Genomic DNA, 23,173 nt, shown 5'->3' with positions numbered 1-23,173 from the left:
TTCCCGACCAAAGGAGGGTTACCGTATATGTTGGAAATTGAGAAGCCGAGAATTGAGATTGTTGAAACTAATGCTGAAAACACCTATGCTAAATTTGTTGTCGAGCCGTTAGAACGAGGCTATGGCATAACTCTGGGTAATAGTTTGCGCCGCATTTTGCTGTCATCACTGCCGGGCGCATCTGTGACCTCAGTGAAAATTGACGGTGTTTTGCATGAGTTTTCAACGGTGCCGGGTGTTAAAGAAGATGTCACAGACATCGTTCTTAACTTAAAAAGTTTATGTTTAAGAATTAACGGCGAAGAAGATGAAAAGATATTGAGGGTAGAAGCTGAAGGCGAGTGCGAAGTTACTGCCGGAGATATCATTGCAGATGCCGATGTGGAAATTTTAAACCCCGATTTACACATCGCCACGCTTGCTGAAGACGGGCGGTTGTACATGGAAATTACCGCTGCCCGCGGGCGAGGCTATGTATCTGCAGAAAGAAACAAAAAGGGTGAGCACGTAATTGGAGTTATTCCAATTGACTCTGCCTATACGCCGGTAACTAAAGTAAACTTTAATGTCACAAACACCCGAGTAGGACAAATTACCGACTACGACAAGTTGACACTTGAAGTTTGGACTAACGGTAGCATACGGCCGGATGAAGCAACAAGCTTGGCTGCAAAAATTATGAGCGAACACTTGGAACTCTTTATCGGACTAACTGAAGCGGCAAATGATGTAGAAATTATGGTAGAAAAAGAGGAAGAACAAAAAGACAAAATCTTAGAAATGTCTGTAGAAGAGTTGGATTTGTCTGTTCGTTCATATAACTGTTTAAAACGTGCCGGGATTAACACTGTTGAAGAACTGATTCAGCGTTCGCCGGCAGAAATGATGAAAGTGCGTAATTTAGGAAAAAAATCTTTAGAAGAAGTTATTAACAAACTTGCAGAACTGGGACTTTCACTAAGGCAAGACGATGAATAAGGGGGTGTGAACGGTGAGCTATCGTAAGCTTGGTCGCAACACCGGTCACCGTAAGGCTATGCTGCGTAATTTAGTGACATCACTGTTTAGAGAAAACCGCATTGAAACCACAGTAACGAGAGCAAAAGAAGTCCAAAGTATAGCCGAAAAGTTAATTACACTGGCCAAAAGAAATGATTTAGCTGCCAGACGTCAATGTTTAGAATATATTTATGATGAAGAAGTGGTGCGAAAGTTGTTTAACAACATTGCGCCTAAGTATGAAGATCGCGCAGGTGGTTACACCCGTACCATTAAAACCGGCTATCGGAGAGGCGATGCCGCACCCATGGCCATTTTAGAATTGTTGTAGGGCGACTTAATATACAAGGTCGCCATACAACATTATATTCTTTTGTCGTAGGGAAATCGCATCGCGATTTCCTTCTCGGCGTTTAGGGGTGAATAAGTGTAGCGGGGTAATGCTCTCTTCAGCTATAAGTAAACAAGCACTGATTGAACTGCAGGATGTAAGTTATAGCTATCCCGTTAGTGAACAAGAAAATATACCGGCGTTAAAATCCTGCAGTTTTAAGCTGTATGATGGTGAGTTTGTTGCGGTAATCGGTGGCAACGGGTCGGGTAAATCTACCTTAGCTAAGCATTTAAATGGATTGTTAGTACCCAATGCCGGCAAAGTGCTGGTCGGTGGCATGGATACAGCAAACCAAGCCGATATTTGGGAAATAAGAAGACTGGTAGGCATGGTTTTTCAAAACCCTGACAATCAGCTGGTAGCAGCAGTATGCGAAGAAGATGTTGCTTTCGGGCCGGAAAATTTAGGTCTGCCTCCGGAGCAAATTAAAGCACGGGTAGAATATGCTTTAAAACTAATGAACTTAACCGAGCTAAAAGACCGGCCGCCGCACATGCTTTCCGGGGGACAAAAACAGCGCTTGGCTATTGCCGGCGTGCTGGCCATGCGCCCAAAGTGTTTAGTTTTAGATGAACCAACCGCCATGCTTGACCCCGCCGGTCGTAAAGAAGTGCTGGAAGTTATAACGGAACTAAATCGGAAGCATAAAATCACGGTAGTACTAATAACGCATTTGATGGAAGAAGCAGTATTAGCGGACCGCATAATTGCTTTAAAAGAAGGTCAAATTGTTATGGATTCTTTTCCGCGGGAAGTGTTTTCTTCAGCAGACAAATTGCGTCAGCTTGGTCTGGAACTGCCGGATATTATTTTACTTGCAGAAAAATTAAAAGCATTAGGTGTTCCGCAGTTAAAAACACCGTTAAATTTAGAGGAACTGGTAGATGATTTATGTGGGCAATTGAGCTAAATAACGTCAGTTATACCTACAATGCCGGAACACCGTTGGCACAAACGGCATTAGCCAACATATCCGTCAATATTGCTGTCGGCAGTTTTACCAGCATAATCGGTGCTACCGGTTCAGGCAAGTCTACCCTCATTCAGCTTTTTAACGGAATACTCACACCTAATAAAGGTACGATAAAGGTGCTGGGTAAAGCCATTACCGATAAAAAGGCACGTTCTCAGTTATGGCGGCAGGTTGGTTTAGTATTTCAATATCCGGAACAACAACTATTTGAAGCAACGGTATATGATGAGCTGGCCTTTGGCCTGCAAAACTTAGGTTTAAACGAACAAGAAATCAAAGCAAGAATAAAAACGACATTAAAACAACTTGCCTTACCTGAACAAATACTAACTAAGTCTCCCTTTTCTTTAAGCGGAGGTATAAAGAGGCGGGTAGCAATTGCTTCAATATTGGCGATGCAGCCTAAAATTTTAGTTTTAGACGAGCCGACAGCAGGCCTGGAACCCTCTTTTAAAAAGAAACTGTTTGCCGAAATAAAGGCGTTACAAAAAAAGAATAACTTGACGGTAATATTGGTTACCCACAACATGGAAGATGCGGCCCGTCTTTCTGACCAGGTTATTGTTTTAAACAAAGGCGAGCTTTATTGTCAGGGTACACCGCGGGAGGTATTTGGCCGGGAAGATTTAATAAAAATTAACCTGTCTTTGCCTATAGAAGTAGAAATTATGCAGAAACTTAAAAAACGCGGTTTACCTGTAAGGACGGATGTGTGTGGTTTAGATGAAGCAGCAAACGAAATAACTAAAGCATTGCCGCCCACAAATACTGCGGGGGATTAATAATATGTTCGGTCAAATTACTCTTGGGCAGTTTGTGCCCGGACATTCACTGCTGCATCGCCTAAATCCGGTTACTAAAATAGTGGTCACATTAATCACTACTGCAGCAATATTTATTGCTCCGGGATGGGAGGGCTTAGCTCTTGCAGCGGCATATGTGTTGCTTATTTTGGTGTTAATCGGCAGATTGGCTGTAAATAGCTTAAAAGGGCTTAAGCCGCTGTGGATATTGCTACTGGTTACCTTTATATTTCAGGCTTTAGCTGTACCCGGAGACGCAGTATTTGCTGTAGGCTTTATTAAAGTTTCCTGGCAGGGATTAGAAAGGGCGGTATTTTTAACCGGGCGCATCATGATGGTAGTGCTGTTGACGTCCGCATTGACATTAACTACATCACCGTTGGCGCTGACCCGCGGTATTGAAAACATACTTAATCCTTTTAAAAAGTGGGGTCTTCCCGTACATGAACTGGCAATGATGATGACTATTGCTTTAAGATTTATTCCCACATTGCTAATGGAAGCGGATACAGTAATAAAAGCACAACGCTCAAGAGGTTCTGACTTGACCGGAGGCAGTTTCTCTAAAAGAATTAAAGCACTGGTGCCCTTTATCGTACCGTTAATTGCCGGTTCACTGCGCCGGGCAGAAGAATTGGCTATAGCGATGGAGTCAAGGTGTTACCGGGGAGACTTTAAACGAACCTATATGCACAAGTTAATCATGCAAACACGCGATTACCTGGCATTAGTAATTACGGCTGCGTTTTTGATTATAACGATACTAATGCGCTTTATGGGTTGGTGATTATTTGAATATCAAATTAACGATAGCTTATGACGGCACTGACTATTATGGCTTTCAAGAACAGCGTGGCAGCGGATTGCCTACTGTTCAGGAAAGATTGGAAGGGGCTTTATCAAAGCTGGCTAAACAGCCCATTCAAGTTATTGGTGCCGGGCGCACAGACTCCGGGGTGCATGCCAGGGGTCAGGTAGTGAACTTTAAATGTGACTCTTGGCCTGTACCGCTGAACAAAACTCCTTTAGCCCTAAACTCTATACTGCCTGATGATATCGTGGTCACTTTAGCCGAACAAGTGCCGGAAGATTTTCATTCGCGCTTTTCCGCCAAGGGAAAAACCTATCGTTATACAATATATAATCATCCCATTCCCAACCCTTTTGTCAGGCGGTTTGCTCTTCATGAACCCAGGCCGCTTGACGTAAAAGCAATGAACAAAGGAGCCGGTTACCTGGTTGGCACGCACGATTTTAAATCATTTCAGGCCCAGGGTACGCCGGTTAAAAGTACAATTCGGACAATCAGCGCTGCCTCAGTAGAGCGGGACGGCAACCATGTAATATTAAATTTTACCGGCAACGGCTTTTTATATAACATGGTAAGAATTATGACCGGTACTTTAATTGATGTCGGTTTAGGGAAAATCGAACCGGAAATGGTTAAAGATATTTTACTTGCCCGTGATCGTACCAAAGCGGGAATGACTGTACCCCCTCAGGGTTTGTGTTTAATGGAAGTGTATTACCAGTAGGGCAAAAAGGTTAAAATATGTAGCTAAATGATGATTTTAACAACTAAACACGCCCGGTTGCGTGTTATACCTTGACACTGCATATTTCATGTATTAAAATACAACTATGTGACCTAAAACAGCCCGCCCCGTTCTGTTTTAGGTTCATGCATGCAAGGAGGGAAATAATAATGAAAACTTTCATGGCTAAGCCGGAAGAGGTTCAGCGCAAATGGTATGTTATTGATGCTGAAGGCAAGGTTTTAGGCAGGCTGGCTGCTGAAGTTGCCCGTGTTCTACGCGGTAAACATAAGCCTACTTATACACCCCATGTAGATACCGGCGACCATGTTATTGTAATTAATGCCGAAAAAGTAATTTTAACCGGAAATAAATTGCAGAAAAAAATCTACTATCGTCACAGCGGTTATCCCGGTGGTTTAAAGCAAATGAAATATGATGAATTTTTAAGCACCAGACCGGAAAAAGTAGTGGAAAAAGCTGTTAAAGGAATGCTTCCTCACAACCGACTGGGTGCTAAAATGGCTAAAAAGTTAAAGGTTTACTGTGGTCCGGAACATCCGCATCAGGCACAAAAGCCTGAAGTTTGGAATTTTTAGTTCGATGTCTGAGGGAAGGAGGCTGTAACAGTGGCCCAGGTTCAATTTTATGGAACGGGACGTAGAAAAAAATCCGTTGCACGAGTATATTTAGTACCCGGTGATGGTAAATTTATTATTAATGATAAAAGCTTAAGCGAATATTTCGGTCGCAAAACATTACAAACCATTGTTAAACAACCATTAGAACTTACCGGCGTTAGCGGCCGCTTCAACGTCCTGTGCAAAGTGCACGGTGGCGGCATAAGCGGTCAGGCAGGTGCTGTAAGACATGGTATCGCTCGTGCACTGGTACAAGCAGATCCCAACTTACGTCCGGTACTTAAACGTGCAGGTTTCTTAACACGCGATCCGCGCATGAAAGAACGTAAGAAATACGGTCTCAAAAAAGCACGCCGCGCTCCACAATTCTCCAAGCGTTAATATATCAACGGTTCAAAGGCTCTTTTCACTTTGGTGGAAAGGGTCTTTTTTATGCCTTAAAATCTAATTGGGGATTACACCACCGATTTTAACAATGGGAATCCTTAAAATTAAATAGGGAGATTAGGAAAATATGGTGCAATATTTAGTTGACTTTGTTATACGCTTTGATTTACTTCTTATTCTTTTACAAAAAGTGGTACAAGGAAACTAAAATAGTATTTACAATCAATACACTCTTGTAAATTTTCATCGTAATGGTTTTCGGCGTAACACTGATGCCATTTCCTATACCATTATTAAACGGTACTAATAATTTATTTCTTGAAACTGCCAACTTTATTCCTTTCAGGCATTCTAGAAACAGTTGCCCTGTGTATTCTTTTTAGTCTAGCAATTGAAAGTACTCAATTATTAAGTGTATTTTGGGGAGGATTAGCATCAAGATCATTTGATGTTACTGACTTGATTACTAATACATTTGGAGGTTTAATAGGATATTTGTTTTTTGTCGTTTTTAAACCAACTATCCTAAGAATATTAAACGAGTAATAATCAGAAAAAAGAGATTCGGATTTATTGAACCTTATTTATATTCTAGTCATAGTGCCGAATTAAGTTGACTCAAGGATAGTGGTAATAAAGTAACAAATAGAATATACAGAGAGAGGATTTAGATGGAGCTAGGATAATAAATCAAGATTTTTTACACAGTAGGAGATATGTTACAAATAAATTATTTAGAAAAATTCTTTTATGGGCGGGAAAGATGAGAGTATTATTGGTTAATACCTAGACGGTTTCTTTTATTTTTGTTGATATATTTATCTAAACCGTTATTGGCTAAACACCTTTGGCGGTTTTTTTGTGTTTCAAAATTCTAGTTACCATGTTTTATTCATATTCATTTTTGTAGCAACTGTATATTCTTCCGGCAAGTTTTCTTTCATCCTAAATACATTTTTCAAGGGGTTTTTGCATACATATCTATATTATTAGGGCATGTACAAGGGGTGGAGATATGTCAGCCTTTATTAAAGTGGTTCGTTTTCGCAAACGCTACTTTATATTTTTGCTGCTGGCCGTTGCTATAGCGGTTAAACTTTATGGGGATGCGCAATTGCACAGAGAACAGAAAGCGGTTGAAGCAATGGCTTGGTCGGTGGCCAACAAAGTAATTGTCGTTGATCCCGGTCATGGTGGGATTGATCCCGGCAAGGTAAGCCCGAACGGCATTGAAGAAAAAAATATAAATTTGGAAATATCAAAGCGTTTGGCTGCCATTTTAAGTCAGGCCGGGGCAGCGGTAATTATGACCAGGGAAAGCGATATGGAGTTATCTTCACCGAATACTACCGGCTTGTCAGCCAAGCATCGGGAAGATTTATCTAAGCGGGTGCAAATTGCCAATGAGCGCAATGCAGATCTTTTTATCAGCATCCACTGCAACAGTTTTCCGGATCGCTCCCAGTATGGTGCCCAGGTATTTTACCAGCCCGGTTCAAAACAAAGCCAACTGTTAGCTAAATGCATTCAGGATGAAATCAAAAGAATTTTAGGCAACACCAAAAGGGTGGAAAAAGCCGTCGATTACTATGTTACCAGAAATACTAAAATGCCAACTGTGATCGTGGAAACCGGTTTTATCACCAATCCTAAGGAAGAAAAAATGTTACAGGATCCCGCATATCAATCTAAAATGGCCTGGAGCATCTATGCCGGCGTGATTAAATATTATGCCGAACAGGCAAAAAACAATGCCGGTAACTAGAAAAGCTTTATTCGTCAACCTTGCGGCCAAGGATATTGATTGTAAAATTATGCAAATTAAGCATAAAAAATTTAGGCCTTTCTTCAATAGTGGCAAAGAGTACCGTTTTTTCATTGTTTAAATTTCTGCTGAAAGCAACCATATGAGAAAAAATCTCCTGGTAAATGATGCTGTGCATAAATAACACCTCATTAGTAGAATATGCGTATTTGGCAGGCAGTGTTACAGAGCAGCAATTACTAAATGTATTTTCTCCTTATATGGGGGAAAGGTATAGCAACAAGCAATGAGGGAATAAATATCTAAGATACGCAATCTATGAAGAGGTGAGTGTATTGGAATACGTCTATTTGGACAATGCAGCTACATCCTGGCCGAAACCGCCAGAGGTATGGCAGGCTATGGAGTATTTTATCAAGCATGTGGGAGCAAGCCCGGGAAGAGCCGGGCATAAGCGGGCCCTAGAAGCTAATAAGATTGTGGATACAACCCGGCAGTTAATTGCCGAAATGTTTAATATAGATGATTACAAACAAATTAGCTTTACTTTAAATGCGACGGAAGCGTTAAACACTGCTATTAAAGGAATATTATCTCCCGGCGATCATGTGATCACCAGCTCAATGGAGCATAATTCTGTCACCCGCCCGTTATATGCTTTGGAGCAGCAGGGTATTGAGGTGACAAAAATACAATGTGATGAAAAGGGTTTTATTTCGTTAAACAAGGTAGAAGAGGCTATAAAAGCAAATACCAAGCTGTTAGTAATCACCCACGCCTCTAATGTTACCGGCACTATTATGCCGATCAAAGAACTGGGTGAGATTGCTAAAAAGCACAATATATACTTTTTGCTTGATGCCGCTCAATCAGCGGGAATTGAAAAAATTGATGTTAAAGAAATGAAAATAGATATGCTGGCTTGTGCCGGTCATAAAGGCTTATACGGTCCGCAGGGAACAGGGGTACTGTATATTGCCGAAGGACTGCCCGTTAAAACATTAAAAGAAGGCGGTACCGGGTGCAAATCTCATATTCCCGGTCAACCGGAAGTGCTGCCGGCGAAGTTTGAAAGCGGCACCTTAAATGCTGTCGGTATCGCCGGATTAGAGGCCGGATTAAAATTTATTAAGCGCATCGGTCGGGATACCATTCGTCAGAAGGAGCTGGAATTATGCGAAAGATTTATCAAGGGGGCGAAAAAAATCCCCGGCATTAAGCTGTATGGGCCTCAAGATGTTAATAAACAAGTGCCGGTAGTTTCCTTTGAATTTACCGGGAGCAATGCCAGTGAGATCAGAAAGGTGTTGGATGAAAAATATAATATCGCCTGCCGGGCAGGGCTGCATTGTGCCCCTGATGCCCACCGCACGCTAGGTACTTTTAAAAATAAGCTGGTTCGGTTTTCTTTCTCATTCTTTAATGAGCAGGAAGAAGTAGATTATGCTTTAAAATGCCTAAAGGAAATATCTGAAACAATTTTCACAAATTAAATTGTTTTCCCCTCCCAATAGTGATAAACTTTTGTATAAAAAACGAATGGGGGGGAATAATATGGCGATCAAGGTTTTGCTTCCCTCGGACGGTTCAGAATCTGCCTTAGTTGCCGCAGAATACGCAGCATCTTTAATGAAAATGATACCTTGTATGGAGCTGACAATTTTAGTAATTAGCGATGTGCAAGCCAAAGGGGAGGAAATAGTTAACCGTACTAAAGAGATATTTGATCGTGATCAACTGCCGGTAAAGACAGTTATTAACCGTGGTGAAGAAGAAATTGGAAAAATAATTGCTTATTATGCTAATAACGGTCCGTATGATCAAATAATTATGGGCCGACGCGGTCTGAGCCGACTGCAAGACGTTTTTTTGGGCAGTGTCAGCGAAAAAGTAATTCATGCCGCCAAATGTCCGGTGACGGTAGTTCCCAGAGATTCAAAAATTAAAACCTGTCATAAAGCAGGTGAGTAGTTCCTATTCTCTTTCCTGCAAACGGTCCAACCGGGCTACGGCAGCAATGATTTTTGCCACTGCTTGGTATAGTTCCGGCGGAATTTCCGTATTCACACCCAAATCTGCCAAAGCTTCGGCCAATACCCCATCTTTATAGATGGGGACTTTTTCTTTTATCGCCAGCTCTTCAATCTTTTTAGCTACTTCACCGTAACCGACAGCGGTTACCTTGGGGGCATTGTCTCCGGTTTGATACTTAAGGGCTGCGGCCACTTTTCTAGGCTTTTTATACCTACGCATATGGTCAAGCCTCCCAATCCAAAAGACCGGCAATTACTTCGGCGCTGTCCGCTGCCGGATCGATGTCTTGGCAGCAGCGTACATTTGGCTTGACAAAGGAAAGTATAGTAACATTATTGTAGCCGCAATCGATCAATTCTTTTTTTATCGTGGGCAGAGTTTGTTTGACGGTTTGATGAACGGTATCCTTTTCTACAACTATGCGTATTACCAAACTATTCGGCTGCACTAACTCTAACCCGATCCACAACCTTGCTAAATTTTGGGTTTCCAACTCAATAAACACGGCGGGGCGGTTTTTAGATTGCTTGTCTGCACAGCCAATATATTGACGCACATATAGCATGGCATTTTTAAATAAATCAGTACTCAAAGGAAGCGGCAAGTAAATTAACTCCTGCCCGTTATTTATCGATGTGCTTGATGAAAAAGGCTGTTTTGGGGAACTGTTATTTTCCGCGGCATTGGTTATGGAAAGCAAAGTTTTTGCCGCTCTAAAAGTTTCTATGTTTTTTGCTTCTTTACTTTGCTGCGCCGGCTGACATTGCTGCAGTTTGAGCAGTATCGGCAGCAGGTGATTGATATATATTGTAAACACCCCCTTTATATATTATCGTTGCGTGTTAGGGCAGGACTTTAGTGGCAGAAAAAAGAAAGTTACAAAGGAATTTGGTAAGAATATAATTATTGTTTAGGTTAAATTAAGGAGGTTTTTCAAAAATGCCGGTTGTTCTTTGCGGTGTTGTACCCCATCCGCCGATTGCAGTGCCGGAAGTTGGCAAAAGCGAAGCCCAAAAGGTTAAAGATACTCAACAAGCGATGCTTCAGCTTGGGGAACGTATTAAGAACGCTAATGCCGATGTATTGGTGATCGTTTCCCCCCATGCGCCGCTGTTTGCCGATGCAATTGTACTGAATAAAGCCAAAAGATTAAAAGGCAACTTGGCTAATTTTGCTGCCCCCGAGGTCAAATTTGATTATGCCAATGATCATGCTACGGTGGAAGAAATCGTTGCCCAATGCAATAACCTTAATCTGCCCGCCGCGGCAATGGATGAGCGACTGGCCGATGAATTTGACGTCAGTTTGTCCTTGGATCATGGCGTAACAGTGCCGCTCTACTTTTTGCGGCAAAGCGGGGTAGACCTGCCGCTGGTGGTTGCTTCCATGTCGCTGTTTTCATTTGAACAGCTGTATCGTTTTGGACAAGCGGTTGACCGGGCGGCCGAAGTACTAAATAAAAAGATAGTGCTTTTAGCCAGCGGTGACTTATCTCACCGCCTAACACCGGATGCCCCGGCCGGCTATCAGCCGGATGCAGCAGATTTTGACCGGGAAATTGTTCGCCTGGTAGAAGCAGCGGATGCCGAAGGGCTGATTGGGTTGGATTTAGATTGGGTGGAAAGGGCCGCGGAATGCGGTTTGCGCTCCATTATTATGGTCATGGGTGCTTTGGAAGGAAAGAAAGTACAATCAGAAGTGCTGTCTTACGAAGGACCCTTTGGTGTGGGATATATGGTGGCAGTGCTTAAACCGTTAGAACCGGATGCCGGCCGGCTGATTGGCCCCAAGCTGGAAAAACAACGTCAACAGAGGATGCAGGCCCTTCGGGAAAAGGAAAGTTTCCCGGTGCGGCTGGCGAGAAAAACATTGGAAAATTATGTTCTCGGCCTTCCGGAACCGGAAATAGATATTGAGCAGATACCTGCAGAATTTCGCCGTCGGGCGGCAGTTTTCGTGACTATTAAAAAGAACGGCAATTTGCGCGGCTGTATTGGCACCGTTTATCCCCAATACGAAAATATCGTGGAGGAAATTAAACATAATGCGATAAGTGCCGGCATTCATGATCCGCGCTTTAAACCGGTGCAACCTGCAGAGTTGGAAGACCTGATTTATTCGGTAGATATATTAAGCGAACCCGAGCCGGTATCCGGCATAGAGCAGCTTGATCCTAAAAAGTACGGGGTTATTGTCAGAAAAGGGCCAAGGAGCGGTTTGTTGTTGCCCAATATAGAAGGGGTGGAAACGGCGGAACAGCAGGTGGATATCGCCAAACAAAAAGCCGGTATACAAAAAGAAGAAGCCGTAGATTTACTGCGTTTTGAAGTTGTTCGCTACAAATAATGCATGCCGGAATTAATCAGGGAGAGAGAGGGAATAGGATGCAAGAAGCAATGTTTTGGACAGCAAAAGATAATCACACGGTATTGTGCCAGTTGTGTCCTAAGTACTGCACCATACGCCCCGGTAAAACCGGCTTTTGCCGGGTGCGCAAAAATATTGACGGAAAGCTATATACTTTAAATTTTGGGCAAGTATCTGCATGTGATATGGACCCAATTGAAAAGAAACCGCTGTATCACTATTATCCCGGCAAGTATGTTTTGTCAGTGGGTACTGTGGGCTGTAATCTGCGTTGCGGATTTTGTCAAAACTGGGGTATTGCCCATAGCGATCCCAAAACAGTTGAAGTTATGCCGGACTTGGTTGCTGAGGCGGCAGCCAACCAACAGGCATACCCAAACATCGGTGTTGCCTATACCTATTCGGAACCCTCTGTGTGGTATGAATTTATCTTTTTTACCGCCCGTTTAGTGCGTCAAAAAGGATTAAAAAACATTCTGGTTACTAACGGAACAATCAACGAAGAACCGCTACGGGCACTGCTGCCTTTTATAGACGCCATGAACATTGATGTAAAGGGCTTTAGCGAGCAATACTACCGCGATAACTGCAAGGGCTTTTTGGAACCGGTGATGCGTACGGTAGAAATTGCCCATACCCGCTGTCATGTAGAATTGACCACACTATTGGTGCCCGGGCTTAATGATTCGGAAGAAGAAATTCGTCAGCTGGTGGACTGGGTGGCCGGATTGGACCGAAAAATTCCGCTGCACTTTACACGTTATTTTCCTAATTTTGAATTTGATTTGGAACCCACACCGCCGGAAACACTGCATAAAGCCCGGGAAATTGCCTTGGAAAAGCTGGATTATGTGTATATCGGCAACTTGGGCCACCCGAAGAGCATGAATACTTACTGCCCTAATTGCGGCAAAACCCTCGTTAACCGCACTTGGAATAACGGTAAAATTGTCGGTTTAACTAAAGATAATCAATGCAAGCATTGTGGGGAAAAAATAAAAATAATTTGTTAAGGCTATTGATTTTTATTCAATATAATGTATAATTATAAACAACAAATTCTACAAGTTAGCTTCGAGCTAACTTCTTTTTTATTTTTTTATCCGGTATTGGGGGTTTGTTTATGATCAAAGCGGCAATCATAGGGGCCACCGGCTATACAGGTGCGGAATTAGTGCGGATATTATCACAGCATCCCAATGTTGAAATAGTAGCGTTGTCATCCCGCAGTTATGCCGGTACACCGTATAATCAGGTGTATCCTCATTTGTTAAAATATACGGATTTAGAATGTACTGAACTTGATTTAGAACAAATTACATCAATAGCGGATGTGGTATTTACCGCTTTACCTCATGGTTTGTCGATGGACTATGCTGAGGCGGTACTGTCACAGGGTAAAAAGCTGGTTGATTTAGGGGCGGATTTTCGTTTGCAGCAGGCCGACCAATATCAACAATGGTACAAAACAGAGCATAAAGCACCAAACTTATTAAAAGAGGCGGTTTACGGTCTGCCGGAAATTTATCGGGAGCAAATTAAAAATGCATCACTGGTTGCTAATCCCGGCTGTTATCCCACTACCGCCATCTTGGGCTTAGCCCCGCTGTTAACAAATAAGTTAATTGATGTTCATTCAATTATCATCGACAGTAAATCGGGTGTTTCCGGTGCCGGTCGCGGTTTATCATTAAAGACCCATTATGGGGAAGTAAATGAAAACTTTGCTGCCTATGCCGTTGCTGCTCACCGGCACACACCGGAAATTGAGCAGGAGTTAGAAAAACTGGCCGGGGAAAAATTAAAAATCAGCTTTACCCCCCATTTGACACCAATGACCAGAGGAATGCTCAGCACTATTTACGCCGGTCTTTCAACCCAAATGGACAGCAAACAATTATATGATTTGTACCGCGATTATTATCAGGATGAGCATTTTATTCGGGTGCTGCCGCCGGGCATACTGCCGAAAACCAAGGCGCTCACCGGCAGCAACTATTGTGATTTGGCAGTAGTGAGTGATCCCCGCACCGGACGGGTTATTGTACTTTCTGCCATTGATAATTTGGTAAAAGGGGCCTCCGGTCAAGCGGTGCAAAACATGAATATACTGTTTGGCCTAGAGGAAAATACCGGGCTCAATATGGTTGGCTTATACCCATAAGTTTAAGGAGGAATTTTTGTGACAAACATAAACATCGATCATCTTCCCGGCGGCGTTACCGCGGTACCCGGCTTTTTAGCCAGCGGTATTGCAGCCGGTTTAAAAAAAAGTAAACCGGATATCGCTTTAATTTACAGTCCTACTCTCTGCAGCGCAGCCGGCGTGTTTACCACTAATGTAGTAAAGGCAGCGCCGGTACTTTTAAACATGAAACTTTTACCTCAAGGCTATGGCTTTGCTCATGGCATAGTTGTTAATTCCGGAAACGCCAATGCCTGCAACGGGGCCCAGGGTTTAACCGATGCCCAAACAATGGGAGCCGCTGCCGCTAAAGCTTTGGGGATTGAGCCGCAATACATGCTGGTTTGCTCTACCGGGGTAATCGGCGTGCCGCTGCCGATGGAAAAGGTATTGCCCGGCATTGAGCGGGCTGTCCAACAGTTAAGTTCAGGCGGCGGCCACGATGCTGCCATAGCAATTAAAACCACCGACTTGGTTACCAAAGAAAAAGCGGTGCAGCTGGAAATCAACGGCTGTAATGTAACTATTGGCGCTATGGCCAAGGGCTCCGGCATGATTCATCCCAATATGGCTACCATGCTGGCCTTTATTACCACCGATGCCGTTATTGAACCGGAAGTACTGCACTGTGCGCTAAAAGAAGCGGTAGACAGCACTTTTAACATGATCACCGTTGACGGAGATACCAGTACTAACGACAGCGTGCTGATTTTAGCCAACGGTTTGGCCGACATGCCCACTATCAAGGCCGGCAGTGCAGAGTATGCATTGTTTGTGGCAGCACTGACGGAAGTATGCAAATCACTGGCGCAAAGCATTGCCCGAGACGGTGAAGGAGCGACCACACTGCTGGAAGTGACGGTAAAAAATGCGGCGACAATTCAAGATGCGCGCTTGGCCGCCCGGGCGGTGGCCGGCTCAAACTTGTTAAAATCAGCCGTTTTCGGTCGGGACGCCAATTGGGGGCGGATTATATGTGCGGTTGGTTATTCCGGAGCGAAATTTAATCCGGAAAAGGTTGACATCTATTTAGGAGATATTCTGGTGGCCCAAAACGGTGGCGCCGTAGATTTCAGCGAAGAGGCGGCTACCGCTGTTTTGGCTGAAGATAAAGTGACGGTAACAGTTGATTTGCATGCCGGCAATCACCGGGCAACGGCTTGGGGCTGTGACTTAACTTATGAATACGTACGCATTAACGCCAGTTATCGTACCTAGCAAAAACAAAGAACAGGTAGGGGAAGACAGGTGACAAGTGCATTAGAAAAGGCAAAAACCTTGGTGGAAGCACTGCCGTATATTAAAAAATTTTATGGTTCTACGGTAGTGGTTAAATACGGCGGTCATGCGATGGTGAATTGTGAGCTGAAAAAGGCGGTAATTACCGATTTGGTGCTGATGAAATTTGTCGGCATCAATCCGGTAATTGTGCATGGCGGCGGTCCGGAAATCACCGGCATGTTAAAAAAAGTAGGCAAAGAAAGCACCTTTGTGGGCGGTTTGCGAGTTACCGATGAAGAAACGATGGAAATTGTAGAAATGGTACTGGTGGGCAAACTAAACACAGAAATTGTTTCGCTGATTAATCAACTGGGTGGCAAGGCGGTCGGTATATCCGGCAAAGATGCCGGGTTAATTGAAGCGACCAAAAAAACAGCCAGCGTGCAATATCCGGACGGCCGCATTGAAAACTGCGATTTGGGATATGTGGGTCAGGTTGAAAAAATCAATCCCGCCATTATCCATACTTTAATCAAAGAAAATTACATTCCGGTAATCTCGCCTGTAGGTCGCGGTGCTGACGGAGCCAGCTACAACATCAATGCTGATACGGTAGCCGGCAAACTGGCCGAAGCGTTACAGGCAACGAAACTAATTATTTTAACCGATGTGGAAGGAATATTAAGGGACAGAAATGACAAAAATTCCTTAATTTCTGTAATACATAGCAATGAAATTGATGACCTGATTAAAGAGGGCGTAATTGCCGGCGGAATGATTCCCAAAGTGGAGTGCTGTGTTTCGGCAATTAAAAATGGGGTAAAATCTACCCACATTTTAGACGGGCGGGTTCCCCATGCCCTGCTGTTGGAGGTATTTACCGACAAGGGGATTGGCACCATGGTAGTGCCCTAAACGATGGAGGGAATGCTGATGAACAATAAAGACATTATTGATTTAGGCAGCCAGTATGTGATGAACACTTACAGTCAATTGCCCATTGCCTTGGTGCGGGGTAAGGGGGCTAAAGTTTGGGATGCCGAGGGCAACGAATACCTGGACTTTATAAGCGGTCTTGCCGTTAACTCACTTGGTCACTGTCACCCCAAAGTGGTGAAGGCCATTTGGCGGCAAGCAGATACCTTAATGCACGTGTCCAATATTTACTGGAATGAGCCTCAGGTACGCCTAGCCCAATTGTTGGTGGAAAATTCTTGTGCCGATAAAGTGTTTTTTTGCAACAGCGGTGCGGAAGCAAATGAAGCAGCCATTAAATTGGCCCGTAAATATGCCAAGTTAAATTACGGCCCAGAGAAGTACGAAATTATTACGGCGTGGCAATCTTTTCACGGGCGCACCTTGGCTGCCATTACCGCTACCGGTCAGCCGAAATATCAAAAAGACTTTGAGCCGCTGCCGGCAGGTTTCAAATATGTACCTTTTAACGATCTGGATGCGCTAAAAAAGGCAGTTGGGCCTCACACCTGCGCGGTGATGCTGGAACCGATTCAAGGAGAAGGCGGCGTGCACCCGGCAAGTTCAGACTACCTGTTGGGTGTAAAACAAATTTGTCAAGAAAACAAGCTATTGTTAATTTTTGACGAAGTACAGTGCGGCTTGGGGCGCACCGGCAAATTTTTTGCATATCAGCGCTATGGCGTAGAGCCGGATATTTTAACGTTGGCTAAAGCCTTGGGCAACGGCTTCCCCATTGGGGCAATGCTGGCAAAAGAAGAGGTAGCTAATGCTTTTAAACCGGGAAGTCATGCATCTACCTTTGGCGGTAATCCTTTGGCCTGTACCGCTGCTTTAGCGGCAATGCAGACCATGCTGGAGGATAAGGTGATAGAAAATGCCGCTGCCATGGGGAAATACTTTACCGAGAAACTTGCCCAATTGGCGGAAAAACATCATCAAATTAAGGATATTCGCGGCGCCGGTTTAATGATTGGCGTAGAAATCGACGGCAATGGACAGGAGCTTGTGAACCGCTGCCGCGAAAACGGCTTGTTAATTAACTGTGCCAACGGCAATGTACTGCGGTTTTTGCCGCCTTTAATTATAACGAAAAATGAAATTGATACTGCGGTCTCTGTATTGGATCAAGCACTGAAAGCCTAGAAGGAGGCTGAAATATGCCGGTAAGAAAAGACATTAGCAAAGTAATGGTCATTGGTTCCGGGCCGATTGTCATTGGCCAGGCAGCAGAGTTCGATTATGCCGGCACTCAGGCTTGCAAAGCACTGAAAGAAGAAGGGTTATCGGTAGTGCTGGTTAACTCCAACCCCGCTACCATTATGACCGATGCCGGTATAGCGGATGTAGTTTATATTGAACCGCTAAACTGGGAAAATATTGAGCGGATTATTGCCCGTGAGCGTCCGGAGGGCTTGCTGCCGACACTGGGTGGGCAAACCGGTTTAAACGTGGCGGTGGAGCTGGCCGAGCGGGGAATTTTAAAGAAATATAACGTCAAATTGCTCGGCACGTCGCTGGAGACAATTAAACGTGCCGAGGACCGGGAAATGTTTAAGGAAACCATGCTGGCTATTAATCAACCGGTGCCGGAAAGTACAATTGTTTGCAGCGTAGAAACAGGGCTGGATTTTGCCGCGCAAATCGGTTATCCGATTATTGTCCGTCCGGCTTACACCTTAGGGGGCACCGGCGGCGGCATAGCGGAAAATGAGCAGCAGCTGACAGCTGTTTTGCATCGCGGCTTAAAAATGAGTATGATCGGTCAAGCGCTGCTAGAACGCAGTGTGGCCGGCTGGAAAGAAATCGAATATGAAGTAATGCGTGACAGCAAAGACAACTGCATTACTGTCTGCAGCATGGAAAATGTCGATCCGGTAGGCATTCATACCGGCGACAGTATTGTTGTAGCTCCGGCCCAATCTTTAACCGAACAAGAGGAGCGGCTGCTGCGTAGGGCGGCTGTAGAGATTATTCGGGCTTTAGGTGTGGAAGGGGGCTGTAATATTCAATTTGCCCTTGATCCAAACAGTCAGCGCTATTACGTCATTGAGGTCAACCCCCGGGTAAGCCGTTCATCGGCATTGGCCTCTAAAGCAACCGGCTACCCAATTGCCAAAATAGCGGCTAAAATAGCCATTGGTTTAACACTGGAGGAAATAACCAACCCGGTAACCGGTCGTAACGGCGCCTGTTTTGAGCCCACACCGGATTATGTAGTGACGAAGATACCTCGCTGGCCCTTTGACAAGTTTGACAGCGGTGATCGGGTTTTAGGAACTCAAATGAAGGCTACCGGTGAAGTGATGGCCATTGACCGCACTTTTGAAGGTTCGTTAATGAAAGGGCTGCGCTCACTGGAAATCGGCGTTGACAGCCTGCAGCTTAAAGGTTCCAACAGCTGGTCGGAAATGGAACTGGAAAACAAACTGGTGCATGCCGATGATGAACGGATTTTTGCGGTGGCCGAGGCCTTTCGCCGCTGCTGGACGATGACTGAAGTGCATCAGTTAACAAAAATAAGCTATTATTTTTTGGAAAAAATTAAAAATATTATCTCGTTAGAGGAACAACTGCGTTCAGCCGGTTCCGGCCCCGACCCTGATTTGCTGCGGCGGGCAAAGGCATGGAACTTTCCCGATAGCTATATTGGACGCTTAATTGGTTTAACCGCCGCGGAAGTTCGCCAACTGCGCCTGCAGTTAGGGATTAAACCGGTTTATAAAATGGTGGATGCCTGTGCGGCAGGTTTCAGACCCCTTACCCCATACTATTATTCCTGTTATGACGGCGAAGATGAAGTAGAAGTAAGCAAGCGGAAAAAAGTATTGGTGCTGGGTTCCGGCCCCATTCGCATTGGGCAGGGAATTGAGTTTGATTATTGTTCGGTGCATTCAGTTTGGGGACTGCAGCAGCAGGGGGTAGAAGCAATAATTATTAACAACAACCCCGAAACGGTCAGTACCGACTTTGATACTGCCGACAAACTATATTTTGAGCCCCTTACGTTGGAAGATGTATTGAACGTGATAGATAAAGAAAAGCCGATTGGCGTGGTGGTGCAATTTGGCGGTCAAACAGCGATTAATTTGGCGGCAAGTTTGGCATCGCTGGGCATTAAAATATTAGGGACGTCGGCGGAAGGCATTGATTTGGCAGAGGATCGGGAAAAAATGGAAAAAATTCTGCATTCTTTAGATATACCGCAAACCGAGGGAAATACGGCCACAAACGTAGCGGAAGCCCAGCGCATTGCCGAACAAATAGGTTACCCGGTACTGGTGCGTCCTTCCTATGTTCTCGGCGGACGGGCGATGGAGATTGTTTATAATAACGAACAGCTGATTAAGTACATGAAAAACGCAGTGCGGGTATCCCCTAAACATCCGGTACTGGTAGATAAATACATTCAGGGCAAAGAAGTAGAGGTAGATGCCATCGGTGACGGGCAAAACATCTTTATTCCCGGCATTATGGAACATATTGAGCGAGCCGGTGTGCATTCCGGCGACAGTATTGCCGTATATCCGCCGCAATCGCTGACCAAAGATAATATTGATCAAATCGTTAATTATACTTTGCGCATTGGCAAGGCCTTAAAAATTTGCGGTTTAATAAACATTCAGTTTGTGGTCAGCGAAAACAGAGTGTATGTTTTAGAAGTCAACCCGCGGGCCTCACGGACGGTGCCGATTTTAAGTAAAGTTACCGGTGTACCGATGGTGCAAATAGCCACTAAAGCAATGCTAGGATTAAGTTTGGCAGAGCAGGGCTATGCCGAGGGCTTGGGGCCGCCGCCTAAATATGTCACTGTTAAGGCACCGGTGTTTTCTTTTGAAAAATTAGGTCTGGTCGAAACTTCACTGGGCCCGGAGATGAAATCAACCGGTGAGGTGATGGGGGTAGATAAATCCTTTAATTATGCCTTTTATAAAGCAATCATTGCTGCGGGCATGAATATTTCCCACCATGGCAAAGTGTTGTTTTCAGTAGCCGATCGGGACAAAATGGAGGCTGTGGCGGTGGCCAAACAATATGCGGCTTTAGGTTTTAAATTAACGGCTACTGCTAACACGGCTCAAGCCCTTAGGGCTGCCGGCCTTACAGTTGATACTGCCGATGAGCCGCTGATTGAGGTGCTGAAAGGTGAAATTCAGCTGATAGTCAATACCCCTACCCGGGGAAAAATACCGGAACGCAACGGCTTTAAACTGCGTCGTGCCGCTTGCGAGTATAAAGTGCCATGCTTTACATCTTTAGATACCGCTCGCACACTGGCGGTGGCATTAAAGAGTTTACAACAGGGCCATAAACCACGGCCAATCTCTTTAAACGAAGCGGTTATCAATGCCCGTTGCCCTGAAAACAGAGCGCGTAGCAGTTAAATAACAGTTTTTTGGGAGGCGGACAAATGTTAATACTGCAGGAAGAATTTAAAGGACGGGATTTTCTCACACTGGCAGATTACAGCCAGGATGAAATAATTACGATTTTAGATACAGCCGCGGAAATTAAAAAGCTGTATAAAAATAATCAGCCAACACCTTTTTTGCTGGGTAAAACCCTGGGCATGATTTTTGAAAAGTCATCAACCCGCACCAGGGTTTCTTTCGAAGTTGGTATGTACCAATTAGGGGGGCAGGCCTTATTTTTATCCAGCAGGGATATGCAATTGGGCCGGGGAGAAACAATCGCCGATACCGCCAGAGTGCTGTCCCGGTACTTGGACGGCATTATGATTCGCACCTTTGCCCAAACTGACTTAGAAGAACTGGCGGAATATGCGGATATACCGGTAATTAACGGTCTTACCGACCTTACTCACCCCTGCCAGATACTGGCTGATCTGCTGACCATAAGAGAGCATAAAGGACGTTTATCCGGATTAAAAGTGGCTTATGTCGGTGACGGTAACAATATTGCCCATTCACTTTTAATTGGCGGGGCCAAAGTGGGTATGCATGTAGCGGTGGCCACACCGGAGAATTATCAACCCCACGGGATGATTGTAGATGTGGCTAAGCAAGCGGCGGCTGAAAGCGGTGGAACAATTGAGCTAACTACCGATCCGGTAGCTGCGGTAACCAATGCCGATGTGCTGGTAACCGATGTTTGGGCCAGCATGGGTCAAGAAGCGGAGGCTGAAGAGCGGGCGAAAGTTTTTGCCCCCTACCAGGTAAACAGCAATTTAGCAAAGCATGCCAAGGCAGATTATATTTTTCTGCACTGTTTGCCGGCCCACCGTGGGGAGGAAGTGACGGCAGAAATTATTGACGGCCCGCATTCAGTGGTGTGGGACGAGGCGGAAAATCGTTTGCACGCTCAAAAAGCGGTGCTGGCTTTGCTGCTGTAACATAACTATTGTTAAGCTTTGTGGGCAGACATCCGTGTCTGCCCGCTGTTATAGCTCTGTCATGCATTTGCATCCGGCACGGATGGGTAAATACCTTGCTGTGTTAATATATGGGCTAGTCATAAAAATTGCTATTTAGTAGGAAAATAATAACCGGTGTCGAATATATTTTATTTCGGACAATTATTAATGAGGTGAGGATATGGCTAAAGTAGTACTCGCCTATTCAGGCGGGCTGGATACGTCGATTATCATTACTTGGTTAAAAGAAAATTACGGTTATGAAGTAATTGCCGTTACCGCTGACTTAGGCCAAGGAGAAGAATTGGCCCCGCTGGAAGAAAAAGCGATCAAGAGTGGGGCAAGTAAAATTTACATTGAGGATTTAAGAAAAGAGTTTGTTACCGATTATATTTTTCCGACATTAAAAGCAGGCGCAATATATGAAGGCAAATATCTTTTAGGCACTTCGATGGCTCGGCCGCTGATTGCCAAAAAGCTGGTAGAAATTGCCGAAAAGGAAGGAGCAGAGGCGATTGCCCATGGCGCTACCGGCAAGGGAAATGACCAGGTGCGCTTTGAACTGGCAATTAAAGCCTTAAATCCTGACATAAAAATAGTTGCTCCATGGCGCGAGTGGGACATTCGTTCCCGGGAAGACGCCATTGACTATGCAGAAGCCCACGGTATTCCGGTGCCGGTAACTAAAAAAAGTATCTACAGCCGCGACCGCAACCTGTGGCACATCAGCCATGAGGGCGGCGATTTAGAGGATCCCTGGTTGGCTGCTCCTGACGATGTGCTTGTAATGACCGTGCCTCCGGAAAAAGCACCGGATAAACCTACCTATGTGGAATTAGAGTTTGAACAAGGAGTACCGGTGAAACTAAACGGTGAGGCCCTTGATCCGGTAACTATGCTGGAAAAATTAAACGATATTGGCGGGGCCAACGGGGTTGGCATTGTGGATATGGTAGAAAACCGTCTGGTAGGTATGAAGTCCAGAGGGGTTTATGAAACACCGGGCGGAACGATCTTGGTTAATGCTCACCGCGAACTGGAATTGTTGACGCTGGATCGGAATACCATGCACTATAAAGAACAGCTGGCTTTAAAATATGCCGAGTTAGTGTACGACGGCGTTTGGTTTTCCCCGCTAAGAGAAGCAATGGACGCATTTGTAGATGTCACCCAGCGTACCGTTACCGGTACCGTAAAATTAAAACTGTACAAAGGCAATGTCATTCCTGCCGGCGCTAAATCGCCGTACTCACTGTACAATGAGGAATACTCTACATTTGGCGAAGACGAAGTGTACAACCAAAAAGATGCCGAAGGCTTTATCAACCTGTTTGGCTTACCGCTTAAAATGCGGGCCTTAATGATGAAGAAGCACAACAAATAATCTCAATCCGTTAGCCGGCATATTCAAAGAGCGATGCCGTTACCGAGTTCCGCAGGCACCCGGAGGCTGCGGAGCTCGTTCAATAATATGTGCCGGCGTGTTTGCGGAGATAAATGCCTTGGCGGTCCTCAAGAAA

24 protein-coding genes are annotated in these 23,173 nt (G+C 44.7%); 21 read left to right on the top strand and 3 right to left on the bottom strand.

What is annotated here, in order from left to right; translation table 11 throughout:
- Positions 1–27: 27 nt before the first annotated feature.
- The 10 genes from ACZ5NG_RS10265 to cwlD all read left to right on the top strand — a co-directional run bounded on the left by ACZ5NG_RS10265 (position 28) and on the right by cwlD (position 7,497).
- Positions 28–978, top strand: coding sequence for a DNA-directed RNA polymerase subunit alpha (locus ACZ5NG_RS10265; protein WP_464251716.1), 951 nt, complete (start codon positions 28–30; stop codon positions 976–978).
- Between the two features lie 13 nt (positions 979–991).
- A complete protein-coding gene (gene rplQ, locus ACZ5NG_RS10260) occupies positions 992–1,330 on the top strand; it encodes a 50S ribosomal protein L17 (protein WP_464251715.1) in 339 nt (112 codons plus the stop codon).
- 109 nt (positions 1,331–1,439) lie between these two features.
- The gene (locus tag ACZ5NG_RS10255; RefSeq protein ID WP_464253154.1) at positions 1,440–2,303 is read left to right on the top strand and encodes an energy-coupling factor transporter ATPase; all 864 of its coding nucleotides are present in this window, start codon (positions 1,440–1,442) and stop codon (positions 2,301–2,303) included.
- Positions 2,285–3,148, top strand: a complete 864-nt coding sequence (locus ACZ5NG_RS10250) for an energy-coupling factor transporter ATPase (RefSeq protein ID WP_464251714.1) — start codon at positions 2,285–2,287, stop codon at positions 3,146–3,148. Before ACZ5NG_RS10255 ends, ACZ5NG_RS10250 begins: the two co-directional genes overlap by 19 nt.
- 4 nt (positions 3,149–3,152) lie before the next feature.
- The gene (locus ACZ5NG_RS10245; protein ID WP_464251713.1) at positions 3,153–3,956 is read left to right on the top strand and encodes an energy-coupling factor transporter transmembrane component T family protein; all 804 of its coding nucleotides are present in this window, start codon (positions 3,153–3,155) and stop codon (positions 3,954–3,956) included.
- Positions 3,957–3,960: 4 nt separating this feature from the next.
- Complete coding sequence (truA, locus tag ACZ5NG_RS10240; RefSeq protein ID WP_464251712.1) at positions 3,961–4,704, top strand: tRNA pseudouridine(38-40) synthase TruA; 744 nt, start codon at positions 3,961–3,963, stop codon at positions 4,702–4,704.
- A gap of 167 nt (positions 4,705–4,871) precedes the next feature.
- Positions 4,872–5,303, top strand: coding sequence for a 50S ribosomal protein L13 (gene rplM / locus ACZ5NG_RS10235; protein WP_464253153.1), 432 nt, complete (start codon positions 4,872–4,874; stop codon positions 5,301–5,303).
- Positions 5,304–5,333: 30 nt separating this feature from the next.
- Entirely contained in the window at positions 5,334–5,726 is a 393-nt protein-coding gene (rpsI, locus tag ACZ5NG_RS10230) for a 30S ribosomal protein S9 (RefSeq protein ID WP_464251711.1), read from the top strand.
- Between the two features lie 324 nt (positions 5,727–6,050).
- On the top strand, positions 6,051–6,278 hold the full coding sequence (locus ACZ5NG_RS10225; protein WP_464251710.1) for a VanZ family protein: 228 nt from the start codon (positions 6,051–6,053) through the stop codon (positions 6,276–6,278).
- A gap of 469 nt (positions 6,279–6,747) precedes the next feature.
- On the top strand, positions 6,748–7,497 hold the full coding sequence (gene cwlD, locus ACZ5NG_RS10220; protein ID WP_464251709.1) for an N-acetylmuramoyl-L-alanine amidase CwlD: 750 nt from the start codon (positions 6,748–6,750) through the stop codon (positions 7,495–7,497).
- 7 nt (positions 7,498–7,504) lie between these two features.
- Here the strand turns inward: cwlD and ACZ5NG_RS10215 are convergent, their stop codons facing one another.
- Positions 7,505–7,675, bottom strand: a complete 171-nt coding sequence (locus ACZ5NG_RS10215; protein ID WP_464251708.1) for a hypothetical protein — start codon at positions 7,673–7,675, stop codon at positions 7,505–7,507.
- 223 nt (positions 7,676–7,898) lie between these two features.
- Between ACZ5NG_RS10215 and ACZ5NG_RS10210 the strand changes: the two genes are divergently transcribed.
- Together ACZ5NG_RS10210 and ACZ5NG_RS10205 are read left to right on the top strand one after the other, a co-directional pair.
- On the top strand, positions 7,899–8,990 hold the full coding sequence (locus ACZ5NG_RS10210) for an aminotransferase class V-fold PLP-dependent enzyme (RefSeq protein WP_464253152.1): 1,092 nt from the start codon (positions 7,899–7,901) through the stop codon (positions 8,988–8,990).
- Between the two features lie 61 nt (positions 8,991–9,051).
- Positions 9,052–9,468 (top strand): universal stress protein, encoded by a 417-nt coding sequence (locus ACZ5NG_RS10205; protein WP_464251707.1) that lies wholly within the window; start codon positions 9,052–9,054, stop codon positions 9,466–9,468.
- A gap of 3 nt (positions 9,469–9,471) precedes the next feature.
- Here the strand turns inward: ACZ5NG_RS10205 and ACZ5NG_RS10200 are convergent, their stop codons facing one another.
- Positions 9,472–9,750 carry an EscU/YscU/HrcU family type III secretion system export apparatus switch protein gene (locus tag ACZ5NG_RS10200; RefSeq protein ID WP_464251706.1) on the bottom strand — a complete coding sequence of 93 codons (279 nt, stop codon included), beginning with the start codon at positions 9,748–9,750 and terminating at the stop codon, positions 9,472–9,474.
- Between the two features lie 4 nt (positions 9,751–9,754).
- Complete coding sequence (locus ACZ5NG_RS10195; RefSeq protein ID WP_464251705.1) at positions 9,755–10,348, bottom strand: hypothetical protein; 594 nt, start codon at positions 10,346–10,348, stop codon at positions 9,755–9,757.
- 122 nt (positions 10,349–10,470) lie between these two features.
- Here ACZ5NG_RS10195 and amrA point away from each other — a divergent pair, with 122 nt between their 5' ends.
- The 9 genes from amrA (at position 10,471) to ACZ5NG_RS10150 (ending at position 23,037) form a co-directional block, all read left to right on the top strand.
- Entirely contained in the window at positions 10,471–11,877 is a 1,407-nt protein-coding gene (amrA, locus tag ACZ5NG_RS10190) for an AmmeMemoRadiSam system protein A (protein WP_464251704.1), read from the top strand.
- Positions 11,878–11,915: 38 nt separating this feature from the next.
- On the top strand, positions 11,916–12,911 hold the full coding sequence (gene amrS / locus ACZ5NG_RS10185) for an AmmeMemoRadiSam system radical SAM enzyme (RefSeq protein ID WP_464251703.1): 996 nt from the start codon (positions 11,916–11,918) through the stop codon (positions 12,909–12,911).
- Positions 12,912–13,021: 110 nt separating this feature from the next.
- Positions 13,022–14,062 carry an N-acetyl-gamma-glutamyl-phosphate reductase gene (gene argC, locus ACZ5NG_RS10180; RefSeq protein ID WP_464251702.1) on the top strand — a complete coding sequence of 347 codons (1,041 nt, stop codon included), beginning with the start codon at positions 13,022–13,024 and terminating at the stop codon, positions 14,060–14,062.
- Between the two features lie 18 nt (positions 14,063–14,080).
- On the top strand, positions 14,081–15,301 hold the full coding sequence (argJ, locus tag ACZ5NG_RS10175) for a bifunctional glutamate N-acetyltransferase/amino-acid acetyltransferase ArgJ (RefSeq protein ID WP_464251701.1): 1,221 nt from the start codon (positions 14,081–14,083) through the stop codon (positions 15,299–15,301).
- Positions 15,302–15,331: 30 nt separating this feature from the next.
- Entirely contained in the window at positions 15,332–16,219 is an 888-nt protein-coding gene (gene argB / locus ACZ5NG_RS10170; protein WP_464251700.1) for an acetylglutamate kinase, read from the top strand.
- 18 nt (positions 16,220–16,237) lie between these two features.
- The gene (locus ACZ5NG_RS10165) at positions 16,238–17,425 is read left to right on the top strand and encodes an acetylornithine transaminase (RefSeq protein ID WP_464251699.1); all 1,188 of its coding nucleotides are present in this window, start codon (positions 16,238–16,240) and stop codon (positions 17,423–17,425) included.
- A gap of 14 nt (positions 17,426–17,439) precedes the next feature.
- Positions 17,440–20,664 carry a carbamoyl-phosphate synthase large subunit gene (gene carB / locus ACZ5NG_RS10160; RefSeq protein ID WP_464251698.1) on the top strand — a complete coding sequence of 1,075 codons (3,225 nt, stop codon included), beginning with the start codon at positions 17,440–17,442 and terminating at the stop codon, positions 20,662–20,664.
- Positions 20,665–20,690: 26 nt separating this feature from the next.
- Positions 20,691–21,632 carry an ornithine carbamoyltransferase gene (argF, locus tag ACZ5NG_RS10155; RefSeq protein ID WP_464251697.1) on the top strand — a complete coding sequence of 314 codons (942 nt, stop codon included), beginning with the start codon at positions 20,691–20,693 and terminating at the stop codon, positions 21,630–21,632.
- A gap of 202 nt (positions 21,633–21,834) precedes the next feature.
- Positions 21,835–23,037 carry an argininosuccinate synthase gene (locus tag ACZ5NG_RS10150; RefSeq protein WP_464251696.1) on the top strand — a complete coding sequence of 401 codons (1,203 nt, stop codon included), beginning with the start codon at positions 21,835–21,837 and terminating at the stop codon, positions 23,035–23,037.
- Positions 23,038–23,173: the final 136 nt, after the last annotated feature.

The sequence above is a fragment of the Desulfovectis peckii genome (genome assembly GCF_055391705.1).
Note: the sequence above shows the minus strand (reverse complement) of the source record. Positions and strands in the feature narration are given on the sequence as shown.

What these genes read in the sequence shown, in the direction of transcription:
- ACZ5NG_RS10205 (WP_464251707.1), top strand. Translation starts at nt 9,052, where the DNA reads ATGGCGATCAAGGTTTTGCTTCCCTCGGACGGTTCAGAATCTGCCTTA.
- amrA (WP_464251704.1), top strand. Translation starts at nt 10,471, where the DNA reads ATGCCGGTTGTTCTTTGCGGTGTTGTACCCCATCCGCCGATTGCAGTG.
- ACZ5NG_RS10250 (WP_464251714.1), top strand. Translation starts at nt 2,285, where the DNA reads ATGTGGGCAATTGAGCTAAATAACGTCAGTTATACCTACAATGCCGGA.
- carB (WP_464251698.1), top strand. Translation starts at nt 17,440, where the DNA reads ATGCCGGTAAGAAAAGACATTAGCAAAGTAATGGTCATTGGTTCCGGG.
- ACZ5NG_RS10165 (WP_464251699.1), top strand. Translation starts at nt 16,238, where the DNA reads ATGAACAATAAAGACATTATTGATTTAGGCAGCCAGTATGTGATGAAC.
- ACZ5NG_RS10245 (WP_464251713.1), top strand. Translation starts at nt 3,153, where the DNA reads ATGTTCGGTCAAATTACTCTTGGGCAGTTTGTGCCCGGACATTCACTG.
- ACZ5NG_RS10255 (WP_464253154.1), top strand. Translation starts at nt 1,440, where the DNA reads ATGCTCTCTTCAGCTATAAGTAAACAAGCACTGATTGAACTGCAGGAT.
- ACZ5NG_RS10210 (WP_464253152.1), top strand. Translation starts at nt 7,899, where the DNA reads ATGGAGTATTTTATCAAGCATGTGGGAGCAAGCCCGGGAAGAGCCGGG.
- argF (WP_464251697.1), top strand. Translation starts at nt 20,691, where the DNA reads ATGTTAATACTGCAGGAAGAATTTAAAGGACGGGATTTTCTCACACTG.
- argC (WP_464251702.1), top strand. Translation starts at nt 13,022, where the DNA reads ATGATCAAAGCGGCAATCATAGGGGCCACCGGCTATACAGGTGCGGAA.
- ACZ5NG_RS10265 (WP_464251716.1), top strand. Translation starts at nt 28, where the DNA reads ATGTTGGAAATTGAGAAGCCGAGAATTGAGATTGTTGAAACTAATGCT.
- cwlD (WP_464251709.1), top strand. Translation starts at nt 6,748, where the DNA reads ATGTCAGCCTTTATTAAAGTGGTTCGTTTTCGCAAACGCTACTTTATA.
- amrS (WP_464251703.1), top strand. Translation starts at nt 11,916, where the DNA reads ATGCAAGAAGCAATGTTTTGGACAGCAAAAGATAATCACACGGTATTG.
- ACZ5NG_RS10215 (WP_464251708.1), bottom strand. Translation starts at nt 7,675, where the DNA reads ATGCACAGCATCATTTACCAGGAGATTTTTTCTCATATGGTTGCTTTC.
- ACZ5NG_RS10200 (WP_464251706.1), bottom strand. Translation starts at nt 9,750, where the DNA reads ATGCGTAGGTATAAAAAGCCTAGAAAAGTGGCCGCAGCCCTTAAGTAT.
- ACZ5NG_RS10150 (WP_464251696.1), top strand. Translation starts at nt 21,835, where the DNA reads ATGGCTAAAGTAGTACTCGCCTATTCAGGCGGGCTGGATACGTCGATT.